The organism is Rhizobium zaerense (genome assembly GCF_051810725.1).
GTDB classification, from domain to species: Bacteria; Pseudomonadota; Alphaproteobacteria; order Rhizobiales; family Rhizobiaceae; genus Rhizobium; species Rhizobium leguminosarum_I.
On record NZ_CM132690.1, the window covers coordinates 1709746 to 1722412 of the forward strand.

General features: G+C 56.0%; 9 protein-coding genes and 1 pseudogene. 7 read left to right on the forward strand and 3 right to left on the reverse strand.

Features of this window, described 5'->3' with window-relative positions; all coding sequences use genetic code 11:
- Nucleotides 1-240: 240 nt before the first annotated feature.
- Nucleotides 241-813, forward strand: a pseudogene (locus ACS4RR_RS08125) (TolC family protein); the annotation flags it as partial.
- Nucleotides 814-886: 73 nt separating this feature from the next.
- Complete coding sequence (locus ACS4RR_RS08130; RefSeq protein ID WP_456189932.1) at nucleotides 887-1678, forward strand: metallophosphoesterase family protein; 792 nt, start codon at nucleotides 887-889, stop codon at nucleotides 1676-1678.
- Between the two features lie 116 nt (nucleotides 1679-1794).
- Here the strand turns inward: ACS4RR_RS08130 and ACS4RR_RS08135 are convergent, their stop codons facing one another.
- A complete protein-coding gene (locus tag ACS4RR_RS08135; RefSeq protein WP_017965755.1) occupies nucleotides 1795-3123 on the reverse strand; it encodes a UDP-glucose dehydrogenase family protein in 1329 nt (442 codons plus the stop codon).
- Nucleotides 3124-3389: 266 nt separating this feature from the next.
- On the reverse strand, nucleotides 3390-3989 hold the full coding sequence (locus ACS4RR_RS08140; protein ID WP_456189933.1) for a transglutaminase-like cysteine peptidase: 600 nt from the start codon (nucleotides 3987-3989) through the stop codon (nucleotides 3390-3392).
- A 307-nt stretch (nucleotides 3990-4296) separates the two neighbouring features.
- On the opposite strand from ACS4RR_RS08140, the gene ACS4RR_RS08145 reads away from it, so the two are divergent.
- The 5 genes from ACS4RR_RS08145 to ACS4RR_RS08165 all read left to right on the forward strand — a co-directional run bounded on the left by ACS4RR_RS08145 (nucleotide 4297) and on the right by ACS4RR_RS08165 (nucleotide 11041).
- Complete coding sequence (locus ACS4RR_RS08145; protein WP_456189934.1) at nucleotides 4297-5721, forward strand: O-antigen ligase family protein; 1425 nt, start codon at nucleotides 4297-4299, stop codon at nucleotides 5719-5721.
- Between the two features lie 289 nt (nucleotides 5722-6010).
- On the forward strand, nucleotides 6011-7222 hold the full coding sequence (locus ACS4RR_RS08150) for a polysaccharide biosynthesis/export family protein (RefSeq protein WP_206120196.1): 1212 nt from the start codon (nucleotides 6011-6013) through the stop codon (nucleotides 7220-7222).
- 79 nt (nucleotides 7223-7301) lie between these two features.
- Complete coding sequence (locus tag ACS4RR_RS08155) at nucleotides 7302-8009, forward strand: sugar transporter (RefSeq protein ID WP_170257266.1); 708 nt, start codon at nucleotides 7302-7304, stop codon at nucleotides 8007-8009.
- 51 nt (nucleotides 8010-8060) lie between these two features.
- On the forward strand, nucleotides 8061-10337 hold the full coding sequence (locus tag ACS4RR_RS08160) for a polysaccharide biosynthesis tyrosine autokinase (RefSeq protein ID WP_170257265.1): 2277 nt from the start codon (nucleotides 8061-8063) through the stop codon (nucleotides 10335-10337).
- Nucleotides 10337-11041 (forward strand): hypothetical protein, encoded by a 705-nt coding sequence (locus ACS4RR_RS08165; protein ID WP_170257264.1) that lies wholly within the window; start codon nucleotides 10337-10339, stop codon nucleotides 11039-11041. The genes ACS4RR_RS08160 and ACS4RR_RS08165 overlap by 1 nt, the downstream gene beginning before the upstream one ends.
- A gap of 227 nt (nucleotides 11042-11268) precedes the next feature.
- Here the strand turns inward: ACS4RR_RS08165 and rapA2 are convergent, their stop codons facing one another.
- A complete protein-coding gene (gene rapA2, locus ACS4RR_RS08170; RefSeq protein WP_170257263.1) occupies nucleotides 11269-11979 on the reverse strand; it encodes a calcium-binding lectin RapA2 in 711 nt (236 codons plus the stop codon).
- Between the last annotated feature and the right edge of the window lie 688 nt (nucleotides 11980-12667).

Genomic DNA, 12667 nt, shown 5'->3' on the forward strand with positions numbered 1-12667 from the left:
CAAGCGCGATCTGCTTTAACGTTCATTTTTTCCCGCGGCCTCTCGTTATAGTTGATTTTTGCAGCTTCTCGAAGGTCACCCCTGTGGAAATCCGATGCCTGTGGCTCCTCCATTTGAGGAATATTAGCCGATAATGTCGCGAGAAACGCAATAATCGCCGGCTTAACGCCGGATTAATCATCATATAGCAAACTATAGCGTATTATTAACCGCAGCACCCTCCCAAGCATGAATGACTACATCCGCAAGGCGGAGCGTGACCTCGCCGCTGCAACGGTCAATATCGGCGCTGCCGAGTCGCAGCTTTATCCGAGCATCACTCTCAATGGTTCGATCTCGCCGTCATCCATAAAACAAGCGGGTAGCGCTCCCGGTGGCCTGACCACCTGGTTGTTTAGGCCGGCTCTCAACCCGCCAATTTTCGGTGGTGATCGGCTGCGCCCGAATGTGGAGATGTCGAGATCCAATGCGAAGGTGCAGTCTCTTGCGTGGAAGCAGATTGTTCTGGCCGCCCTCGAAGAGATTGAGCGCGCTCTATCGTCCGTTCACCGCGACGCGCAAACCATTCAGGCGCTGCGGGCGCAGGTGAAGACCACGCAGGAGACTCTTGCGCTTTCAATCGGGAGCTACAAGGATGGACAATCATCCTTGCTTGATGTGCTGGATGCGCAGCGTTCAGCCGTGACCAGTCAGGCCAACCTGGCGCAGGCGGTGCAGCAAACGGCGAAGAACTATGTCACTCTGAATGTGGCAATTGGTTCGGGTTACAACTTCGGTGGGGCCGCGATCAGGCCAAATTCTTATGAACAGTGAGCCTCATGCCGTTTCAGCGATGGATAAGAGATGGATTATTTCCGGCAACCCGCCATTCGGTCGGGTCTCATAAATGGGTTCCATGTTTAACTATCTAGCGCCGTGGCGACAACACATACCGATACTGGCCGGCAACCGTAAAAGACGCGCTCGGCTGACGTTTGCCGAAGGCGAATTCGCTGCGGTCTACGCGATGAGCGATGTTCACGGATGTTATAACGAGCTCGTCGAGGTGCATCGCCGCATCGTCGAGGATGCCGCGCGCATCCCGGGACCGAAACTCATCGTCATGCTCGGCGACTATGTCGATCGCGGGCCTGATTCGAGTGCGGTGCTGGAGTTCCTGAGCAAGACCCCGCCGCCGGGATTTCAGCGCTTCGTCCTGTGCGGCAATCACGACGCGGAACTGGTCAAACTCTACCGCAAGCCGGCACGCATTCTCGAATGGCTCGGCTTTGCCGGAAAGGAGACGCTGCACTCATACGGTATCGACATCGAGCATCTGCTGGAATCGGCGGCCGGAAGCGAAACAATTGCCCGCGTCATCCGCACCATGATACCCGAGCGGCATATCAAATTCCTGGAATCGCTGCCGATCATGCTGCGGATAGGAAGGGTCGTCTTTGTTCATGCGGGCATCAAACCGGGCATCGACCTCAAAAAGCAGAAAGACAGCGACCTCATGTGGATCCGTCAGCCCTTCCTGGATGAAGGGCCGCAGCTTCCTGTCCTCGTGATCCACGGGCATACGCCGGCACGAATCCCGACATTCGGGCCGCAACGCATTGGTATCGACACTGCGGTTTCGGCGACGGGCCGGCTGACCGTGCTGACGATAAAGGGGACGCGGGTCGGAATCCTCTAAATCGGCAAGCATGGTGTCGTCCGAAAACGCCTACACTTTTCGGCGTCATGCTCAAAACCAAACGCCGCGGATTATGCTCCGCGGCGTCAGGACAATCAAAAGTTCACGGAGCTATCTCAGGCGCCGGTCGCTTCCTGATAAAGGTTGGTGCCGATACCGGTATAGGTAAAGCCGTGTTTGCGGACCTCGTCGCTGCGGTAGATATTGCGCAGATCAACCAGGATCGGAGCGCGCATCGACTGCTTCAGGCGATTGAAATCGAGCGCGCGGAACTGGTTCCATTCGGTGACGATGACAATGGCATCCGCACCAGCGGCCGCCTCGTAGGGTCCGCTCGCATATTCGATGTTCTCGATTACCTTGCGGGCGTTTTCCATGCCCTCGGGATCGTAGCCGACCACTTGCGCGCCGTTGTCCTGCAGGGTCTGGATGACCGCGATCGCCGGGCTGTCGCGCATGTCGTCGGTATTCGGCTTGAAGGTCAGGCCAAGGATCGCGATCTTCTTGCCGCGAATGTCTCCGCCGACGGCCGAAATGACTTTGCGTCCCATCGCGCGCTTGCGGTTGTCGTTGATCGAGATCGTCGTCTCGATGAGACGCATCGGCGCGTCGTAATCCTGCGCCGTCTTGGCAAGAGCAAGCGTATCCTTGGGGAAGCACGAGCCGCCGTAACCCGGGCCGGCATGCAGGAACTTGGAGCCGATACGGCCATCGAGGCCGATGCCGCGTGAAACGTCCTGGACGTTTGCGTCGACCCGTTCGCAAAGATCGGCGATCTCGTTGATGAAGGTAATCTTCATCGCGAGAAATGCATTGGCCGCATATTTGATCAGTTCGGAGGTGCGGCGGGTGGTGAAGACCAAGGGGGCCTGGTTGAGATAGAGCGGGCGGTAGACCTCGGTCATGGTTTCGCGCGCCCGGTCGTCGTTCAGGCCGACGACGATACGGTCGGGACGCTTGAAGTCTTCGATCGCCGCACCTTCGCGCAGGAATTCCGGATTGGAAACGACGGCGACATCTGCCGCGGGATTGGTTTCGCGCATGATCCGCTCGACCTCGTCACCCGTGCCGACCGGCACCGTCGACTTGGTGACGATAACGGTGAAGCCTTCCACATAGGTGGCAATCTCGCGTGCAGCGGCGTATACATAGGAAAGGTCTGCGTGGCCGTCGCCGCGCCTGGACGGCGTGCCGACAGCGATGAACACGACGTCGGCGCTGCGGACGCTTTCGCCGACATCGGTCGAAAAGGACAGCCGGCCGGTGCTGGTATTTTCGGCGACCAGTTGCTCCAGACCCGGCTCGTAGATCGGAATGCGGCCTTCGCGAAGGGCTTCGATCTTACTCAGATCCTTGTCGACGCAGATGACGTCGTGGCCGAAATCCGCAAAGCAAACGCCTGAAACGAGGCCGACATAGCCTGATCCAATCATCGTGATGCGCATATTTCCCTCAAATCATTAGAGTAGAACGTCATGCTGCGTCGCAGCATGACGTTCGTCATACTCAATCTGGGCGAAAAGACAATATCGAAGATCGCTTGATACCCACATCGAAAATCGAACTCCGGGCACCGCAGTTTGCCCGCTGCCCCGTCGACAGCCAAAACATAGGTTTATGTGGGCGATATGACAAGTCGAGCGGCTCGTCAGAGCAGGCTCGACTTCAATCCGGAAACAGGATCAATCAATCTATGTCGCTGCCTCGGCCGTTATAGCTGGTACCAGACATAGGGGTCTGTTCCCGATTGAATCTTGTCCCAGCGCAGATCGGTATCGCGCCAGTTCTTGATGCTGCTCTTCCTGTTGTCGAGCACGAGATCGCCCTTGTCGGTTCTGACGACGAGGACCGCGTGCCCTTCACCGGAGGGCGTATATGCCGTCGCGATCCGCAGAGCGCGCGACGACCAGCCCATCGCTATCAGCCGGCTGCGCTTGGTCAATGCGAAATCTTCGCAGTCGCCGCTGCGCACATTCACCTTCCAGACGTCGCCATTCAATTCGTTGCGGGGGTCGTTCCGGCCGATCATCGTACGATTGACGGCAGAGTTGACGTCCTTCAGTTGCAGCATTTGCGTGTCCGACAGTGCAACGACCGCCAAACCATTGTTATCGCGGCATTCGGTCGGGTTCTGGGCGCAGAACAGCACCTGGGCGAAAGGTGGAATGATCCTACCTCTTTCAGAGATATAACTGACCGCCGAATTACCGGTCATACCGCGGGCAAAACCTGCGGGACCGGCGGCAAATGCCGAGCATGCATTGCCTGCTGTAAAGGCCAGCGCCAGAAGTGTAACGACTGTTTTCTTCATCTCTTAAATCCCCGTTACGGACAACCGATTGAGATCAGGCTTGCCTTTGGTCTCAGTCAATGGCATGGCGACTTAGTAATCTGCCAAGTATTGGCCGCAGAACGTCTGTCCCGTTCCTGCTGCTTCAAGGAGCATAGCCAGGGGTTGTCTCGATTGATTTAAACGCTTCGCGACAATTTTAAATGATGTGAAATTCTGTTGCACTTTAACACGCAGGCGCTTGATATGCAACTTATGTTAGTACGGGAATATTGATCGTATTGGCTGTAGGCCCCTCATTCCCGCTGCTGCCGGTGAGCGAATTCAAATGTTATCCAACCTCATCAACAGGCAGATCATGCGGGAGGTGATCCTCGTTGTCTTCATTTGCCTGGTGATATTGACTCTTATTCCGTTCGGAAGCGTCACGCCCTTTCCCTTCGCCTTCGCTGCGATCGGAATGTTTGTGCTGGCGATTATTTCCGCGCTGTTGTTCGGGGAGCCGAGGCAGACCAGATCGGTTTTCAGCATCGCTTTGTTTCTGCTCGTCGTGCTGACAGGCTGGACGTTCATCCAAACCGTCGAGTTGCCTTCCAATTGGTTGGCCAATCCTGCCTGGAGTGCTGCGCGTGATCTGGCAAGTGTCCAGTACGCAGCGATCTCGGTCGAACCGGCCGACACGCTTGCGTCGATCCTGTGGATCGCCCTGCCTTTCGTCACATTTCTGACCGGGCTGCTCTTATGCGATACCGATCAGCGTGCGCGGAAAGTGCTGACGGGACTCGGGCTTACGGCGGGCATTGTCGCTGTTTTCGGCCTGCTGCAGTTTTTGCTGTTTCCCAACATCCTAATCGTCGTGGAGAAACGCGCCTACCTAGACAGCCTGACTACAGTCTTCGTCAACCGCAATACCGCCGCGACCTTCCTCGGGCTTGGAACGCTGCTGATGCTGACCCTGGTCAGGGACATAGCTCGTGCCTATTCGAACTATCCGCCCGGCGAACCGGGCCGAAACGCGCTTCTCTTGAAATCGTGGATCTACATCCTGCTCTTGTGCGCATGCTTCACCGCGCTGATGCTGAGCCGCTCGCGCGCCGGGATATTTGCGACCTTTGTTGCCGCTCTCATCTATTTTCCATGGCTTGTCCTCAATTGGAACGGATCGAGGCGCCATTTAAGGCCGGCGCCAAGATGGCGTTCGTTGCTGATACTCCTCTCGGCGATTGGTTTCGTCGTAGTGTTACTGACGATGTTTGCAGGCCAGGCGATTTTGCGCGCGCAGGAGCGGCGACTCGAGGATGATGATCGGTTTTGCATTCTGCCGGGCATATGGCGTGCCATTTCGGATCATTGGTTGACGGGAACGGGGCTCGGAACCTTCCGGACCGTGTTTTCCGCCTACCGCGATCCGGCTTGCGGAATTTTCGGGGTCTTCGACCGCGCGCATAATTTCTATCTCGAAGGATTTCTGGGTCTCGGAATATTGTTCCCCATTGCAGCGGTCCTTGCCTTCTCGGTGCTTGCCAGAGTGTTCCGGCGCGGGTTCGCCCAAAGACGGCGTCTCAGGCATTATGTTCTTCTTGGCCTGGCGGCGAGCGTTTTGGTCGCCCTTCATGCGGCGGTCGATTTTTCGCTGCAGATACCCGGTTTTGCGGTGTTTTTCTCCGCCTTCCTGAGTGCCGTTGTCGCGATATGTCTGGGACGCAGCAACGGAGAGGCGGACATGGCTTATGAGCGGCCGTTAACCACGTAAAGTTTAAACGGATGGATTTTAATAAGATTTTCGGAAAAGATCGATTGTGCAGGTGCGAACGGTTGACTCTGAAACCCTAGAAATTTTATAGCGGGTGCAGCCTTCGGATTGTTGCGATGCAAGAAAAGTCGGACCGAAGTCGTTTTTCGCTTCCTACAGGGCTCGGCGTTGCCAGCCTGCCACAGTTAGGGGAATGTTAATCGGCTTTCAGTGTTATTGATCGGGGATTGTCTTGTATTTTGTCAGATTGCGGGGCAGTAGCTTCAGGGGCGTAAACGCAGGGTATTCTATGGGTTGTTCTCGTATCGGTAGTACACGCGTCGCCATTGTTGTAGCGCTAACGACTATATTGGCAAGCTGCACATCGTTGCCAAGATCCGGTCCCGATCACAAAGATGTTGATCGCGATGCAGCCGTGAAAGTGACAACCAAGGAGCGTCGCGTCGGTATCGACTACGCCCTGATTGATCTCAGCAAAAACGTCTTGTCGTATTTTACCGCTCCCCAGCCGACCTCGTTCAAAGGGTTTGGTGGTGGTCGAGGCGGGGCGCCTGAAATTCCGCTCGGTTACGGCGACGTCGTCCAGGTCGCCATCTTCGAAGCTCAGTCCGGCGGTCTCTTCATCCCATCGGACGCAGGTAGCCGACCCGGCAATTACATCTCGCTGCCGGAGCAGACCATCGATAGAAATGGGACGATCACAATTCCCTATGCGGGTCGGGTTCCGGCTGCCGGTCGCCTGAAGGAGACCGTGGAGCAGGACGTCGAGGATCGCCTGGCAAGCCGAGCGATCGAGCCGCAGGTGGTTATTACGACAACCACAAACCGCTCCAGTCAGGTTGCCGTGCTCGGTGACGTCAACAATCCCCAGCGCGTCCAGATCAGCCCGGCCGGCGAGCGCGTTCTGGATGTCATTTCCGCCGCGGGCGGTTTGACGACCAACAATATCGAAACGAATGTGACGCTGCAGCGTCGCGGAAAGACAGCAACCGTCGCCTACACGACGCTGTTGAAGAACCCGGCCGAAAATATCTATGTTGCGCCCGATGACACGATCTCGATCGATCATGAGCGTCGCACATATCTTGCGCTCGGCGCCGCGGGCGTCAGTGGCCGCTTCGATTTCGAAGAGTCTGATCTGACACTTGGAGAGGCAATCGCCAAGGCGGGCGGCTTGCGCGACGACCGCGCCGATCCGGCTCAGGTCCTGCTCTACCGCCTTGTCCCCAGGAAAACGGTTGCAGCGATGCACGTGGACGCGACGAGGTTTACGGGTGAAATGGTTCCGGTGATCATCCGTGCGAATATGCGCGACCCGGCAACTTTGTTTGCTGTTCAGCAGTTCAAGATGGAAGACAAGGATATTATCTATATTTCCAATTCGGACTCTGTTGAACTGGTCAAGTTCCTTGACATCGTGAACTCGGTATCATCCACTGTTTCCGGAGTGGCCGACGATACGAGGGATACCCGCAACGCGGTACAGGATCTTGGAAATTGATTGAAATAGGTCGCCGGCATCGATCGCGAATGATCAGTGCCGGCGACCTATATTGCGGATTTGATGAAGGACTGTGGTTATGGCAAGTTCAGGTGTTTATCGTAAGCTTGCGTACAGCGGAATTGTCGTCGCAATATTTGCCAGCATGAATTCAAGCGCTTTTGCAGCAGCTTGCGTCAAGCTTTCAAGCGTGACTTTCGTCGATATCAATGGATTTACGGCCAACCCCACCGCTCTGCTTGATATGTCCGATCCGCTGGTTTTGTCATCGAGCGTCCGCGCACTGGTTGGGAGCAGCAATGACGCGCTGTCGCTGGTGATCGAGCAGGCCAAGAAAGCCGATGCCGCACAGATGGCCGCTATCGGTTCCGGTCTTGGGCGGGCCGCAAACAGCTGCCAGGTAACGGATCCACTATTCAAGCTAGCCATCGAAAAGGCCGTCGCCGAGGCGGCGAGCACCGATCCGGATCTTGCGCCGCTCCTTGCCGCCTTTGCGAAGGTTCTGGCTGAAGGCGGCACCGCGGCGCTCGGTCCGGGTGGAAGTGCTGCAGCTGCCGCATCCGGCATCGGCAATGACGGGCAAGTGGGACAAACCGGGCCTGGAGCGGACGATGGTACGCCGTTCGACGGCGCGGTCACAACTGCGGGTACGCTGAAGGTTTCGAATGCCGGCGCAGATGATTCATCGTCGACTTCAACGACGACGATCGTCAGCATCGGAGCGGCTGGGCAGTCGTCCACCGATCCGACGCAGTCGACGAGTCAGAGTGTCCCGGTCATACAATAGCTGGAATTGCCCGTAGATCTTAGCGCTTGACGCTTTTGTTGGAGATCGAAATTGCTATCGCCAGATAAACTTACGCCGCGTATCGACCCCTCCCGCGATACTGGAAACGAAGCTGACTTCATCGATTTCGACAAGCTCATCGCAATCGCCCGCCGACAGTGGCGGATGGTTGCGGCGTGCGGTTTCGCCTTCGCCATTCTGGGCATTGTGTATGTCTTGACGTCGGTGCCTGTTTACACCGCCGACACAAGTGTGCTGATCGACCGCAGCGATAGTCAGGTGATCAACCAGTTGGCGGCTTTCGGCCAGATGGACGATGACGAAGGTACTGTCCTCAGTCAGGTCGAGCTGTTGAAGTCTGACACCATCGCCTATGCTGTCGTCGACAAGCTGAAACTCGTCGACAATCCGGAGTTCATGGCACCGAAAACCTCGCTCTTTTCCGTGTCAACGTTGAAATCCTTAATGAATTTTCGGTCGTGGTTTGCCGATGATGCGGTCGTCGCCCCCGATCCGGAAATGAGGCGGCGAAGCGCTGCGGAGACTGTCGCAGGTAATATCGACGTCGAACGCGTCGGCCGCTCCTACGTCCTCGATGTCAGCTATACCGCGCAGTCGCCCGGCCTGGCGCGTGATATCGCGGCAGGGATCGCCGACGTCTATCTGGTCGACAAGCTCAATTCGAAATACGAGGCGACGCGCCGGGCCGGCCAATGGCTGCAGGAGCGCATCGAAGAGCTCCGACAGCAGGCGCTGGACACCGACCTTGCGGTTCAAAAATTCCGCGGCGAGCATGGGCTTGTCGAGGCCGGATCCGGTACGCTGATTAGCGAACAGCAGCTTTCCGAGATCAACACCCAATTGATCAACGCGCAGGCCGAGACAGCGAAGGCCGAGGCACGATATGCCCGCGTCAAGTCGATCATCGACGCCAAGCAGACCGATGCGATCGTCACGGATGTGCTCGACAGCTCCATTTCGAACGACCTGCGCAAGAAATATCTGGAAGCTTCCAAGCTCGAGACCGAAATTGAGGCGCGGCTCGGTCCCGATCACGTCCAGGCGGTTCGGCTTCGTGCGGAAATGGAAGAATATAAGAGGCTCATGTTCGATGAGTTGAATCGCATCGCCGAAAGCTACCAAAGCGAGCTGCAGGTCGCGAAATCGCGGGAAACTTCTCTGCGCGACAGTGTGACACAGGCGACGGGCGTTGCCGCAACGGCGGGCGAAACGCAGGTGCAGCTTCGCGAGCTGGAGCGCACGCGCGATACCTATAAGAATCTCTATCAGAGCTTCTTGACGCGCTATCAGGAAGCAATTCAACAGCAGAGCTTCCCGATTACCGCTGCGCGCATCATCACGACAGCGGAGACGCCGACGAAGCCGAGCGCTCCGAAGAGAGCTCTCCTAGTGGCCTTCGCGATGTTCGTGGGATGTGCGTTTGGTAGTGGTATAGCCGCCTTCCGCGAATTCCGGGATCGGTTTTTCCGCACCGGCGACGATGTCCGGGACGTGCTCGATGTCGAGTCTCTCGGTGTCATGCCGCTGATTGAAAATAACGTCGACGATCCGACGCTCGTTGATCCCGGCAATCCGCGAAGCATCGCCAGGGGCGGGAAGACCACGACCTATGTCGAGGAGCATCCGCTCTCGGCATTTGCCGAGACGCTTCGAAGCGCGAAGATTGCCATCGACCTCAGTGCTGCCGACCAGCGCTGCAAGGTCATCGGCGTCGTGTCGAGCTTGCCCGGCGAAGGGAAGTCGACGACATCCATCAACTTTGCCAAGCTCCTGGCAATGCAGGGTGCGCGTTGCCTGCTTATCGACGGCGACATGCGCAATCCTGGTGCTACCCGGGCGATCGGCCGCCATGCCGAGGCCGGCTTGCTCGAGGCGATCGTCGACAGCCGCCCGCTCAAGGATCTGATCCTTCTCGATCCCAAAACAAAGCTCGCATTTTTGCCGACGGTGGCACGGTATCGTGTTCCGCATTCGTCGGAGCTGCTTGCGTCACGCGGCATGGATCAACTTCTTCAAACGGCACGTCAAAGCTTCGATTATATTATTGTCGACCTGCCGCCCTTGGCGCCGGTTGTGGATGCACGCGCCATCAATTCGAAGCTGGATGCGGTGGTTTTCGTTATCGAGTGGGGAAAGACATCGCGCAAGGTCGTGCAGTCGACCCTGCTGTCCGAGCCGGAACTCTATGCGAAGTGCGTCGGCACTATATTGACCAAGGTCGACCCGTCGCAGATGAAGCTTTACCGGACATTCGGTTCGAGCGAGTATTATTATAAGCGTTATTCGCGATACTACACCGAAAGCTGATGTTCCGCGGTCAGGTCGTTTCGGTTGCCGGGATCGCTTTCGTTATTGTCACCGTCTTCTTTGGGGTGCTGGCCGGTCGAGAGCTCTCCGCTTCGATAAGAACGGCCAGCATCTCGATCGTCGCCGAAAGGATCGAGCGTGGAGAGACGGTCGCGGACGATGTCGTTTCCAAATATGCGTTGCGTAGTGTCGACGTCGTTGACGGACATTATTGTCGATCAGACATCGTGGCTGCTGGCGTAACCCTCGTTCTGGCGCAACTCGATCGGCAGAATGTCAATGTCAATTACGACGCCTGGGCCGTTGCGGCGTCGAGTGCTCGCCAGTATCTGCGGTACGCGCTTTCATGCATGCCGACGAACAGCAATTTTTGGCTTCGCCTTGCGGCCGTGGAGTCGACAATTGCGGAAGAGCCGGTCGCGATCGCAGAGATGATGAAGCGTTCGGTCGTGCTCGCGCCCTACGACCAGGTGATGATTCTGACGCGGTTTTATTTCTGGAACGATTTTACCGATGGAACGCTTGCCGCGGCAAAGCGTGCGCTCGATAGCGATCTCACGACGATGCTGAAACTGGGCGATCGTTGCAGGGTCAACGCCACGATAAAAGAGATTAGCCCACAGCTTCGTCCAATCTTCGATCAAACCTGGACGAGCGTTGGAGAGGCTGCTACGGCGCGGTTCCGACAGCGTTGCAGCAAGTAAATCACCGAAGCCGTTTTCAAAGGCAGTTCAAAGCTCCAAAACGGCACTGCACCAACGCCCGATGGAATATAATCGTGCTGTTCTGGAGGCAGTTCCGAACACCGCTGAATTTAGCGGTCCATCTGGTCGCCGACAGCTGAGCACCTATTCTCTTGAGGAGCTCAACTTGCATAAACAATGCCCGCCGTCTGCGCGGCGGGCATTGTTTATTGACTGGTTGTTGACGATCAGACGCTGGCGCCGGAGACAAAATCCGTGCCCGTGATATTGAGCGTCAGAATGCCGGCGTCGGTGTGGCCTTCGCCGTCCGAGATCTTGTAATACTGGACGGTTTCCGTGACGTGATCGCCCGGAGCGATATCCGTTGCCAGATCATACGTGAATGAGCCATCCGCCTTTACATGGAACGTACCGTAGGCGCCGGCGACGTCGGTCGTTGCGCTCGGATCGCCGTTTACAGCCTTGCCATCGAACTGGCGGAGGAAGAGATGACCATTGTCGCCGGCAATGTCGTTGTCCAGGGCGTTGCCGCCGATGGCGTCGCCCTCGGTAAAGCTGTAGTGGTCGTCGACGGCGATCGGCTTTACCTGGGTTACGCCCTGGATGTTCAGGGTGAACAGGCCAAAATCGGTATGACCGCTGCCGTCGGAGATCTTGTACGAGACCTTCTCTTGGATCAATTCACCATTGGTGAAGCCGACCTTGGCAGCGTCGCTCAGGACATAAGTGTAACTACCGTCAGGCTTGACGAAGAAGGTGCCGTAGTCGCCCTGGATCTCTGTGACCTGGCTGTTGCCGCTCTTGGCGCCAACGCTCGCGCCATCAAAGGCGCGCAGGAACAGGTGTCCGTTATCGGATGAGTCGTTGGAAAGCAGATTTCCTGAAATGGCGTCAGTTTCCAGGAATGTTGCACTATCGTCGGTTGCGTGAACAGCCATCGGTTCTCTCCTTGAATTGTTCTTTGCTAGGTCAATTCTGACCTTTAGCGAGCCGCCCGATTAAGGATATCTTAATACTGAGAGTCAAGGGTGTAATTAACAGCAAGTGAACGTTTTTCGGGTGTATTGTACAATAATGACACACCTTGAACTCGCATAGGCAATGAAACGCCAGGGAATTGTTACGTTTAAAATAAGAGAAAATGTCGAATGACAGATACGAATCCATTTTTCTTGAGGAGATAATGATGTTTATGCAAAGGTAATTTATAAAAATACGCTTAGGTTCAGGTGTGCAGATGAGATATTGATATAATCACTACGGGCTATGGCGTGACATCGCTGTATTGTTTCGTTTCCCGCTCGATCTCATGATTTTCGGCGAAGTGACTGATGTCGTGCTCTTGTCACATATGTTTATCGGGTAACGTTTCTTTCGAGGCGCAAGTTTCGCAAATTAATATGCGTGTCCTGGAAGATAGTCTTAATGTCACCGCTGATGTCAGCCAACTTATTCATAATTGTGCAGCGCAACTTTTTTTGCAATGCGAAATATGAGAGAAGCGAAGATAATTTGTAGAGGATGTAAGAATTATCGCGAGATAGAACGCATTTTAGTGTTCCATTTCAGGAGGCAGAGAGGGGTCCGCAGGTAAAAGATTTTCCAGTATCTTTGGGAGATCATGGC

Bases quoted from the DNA above. Each gene is read 5' to 3' on its own strand.
- rapA2 (WP_170257263.1), bottom strand. From the start codon at position 11,979: ATGGCTGTTCACGCAACCGACGATAGTGCAACATTCCTGGAAACTGAC.
- ACS4RR_RS08140 (WP_456189933.1), bottom strand. From the start codon at position 3,989: ATGAAGAAAACAGTCGTTACACTTCTGGCGCTGGCCTTTACAGCAGGC.
- ACS4RR_RS08145 (WP_456189934.1), top strand. From the start codon at position 4,297: ATGTTATCCAACCTCATCAACAGGCAGATCATGCGGGAGGTGATCCTC.
- ACS4RR_RS08165 (WP_170257264.1), top strand. From the start codon at position 10,337: ATGTTCCGCGGTCAGGTCGTTTCGGTTGCCGGGATCGCTTTCGTTATT.
- ACS4RR_RS08155 (WP_170257266.1), top strand. From the start codon at position 7,302: ATGGCAAGTTCAGGTGTTTATCGTAAGCTTGCGTACAGCGGAATTGTC.
- ACS4RR_RS08150 (WP_206120196.1), top strand. From the start codon at position 6,011: ATGGGTTGTTCTCGTATCGGTAGTACACGCGTCGCCATTGTTGTAGCG.
- ACS4RR_RS08135 (WP_017965755.1), bottom strand. From the start codon at position 3,123: ATGCGCATCACGATGATTGGATCAGGCTATGTCGGCCTCGTTTCAGGC.
- ACS4RR_RS08130 (WP_456189932.1), top strand. From the start codon at position 887: ATGGGTTCCATGTTTAACTATCTAGCGCCGTGGCGACAACACATACCG.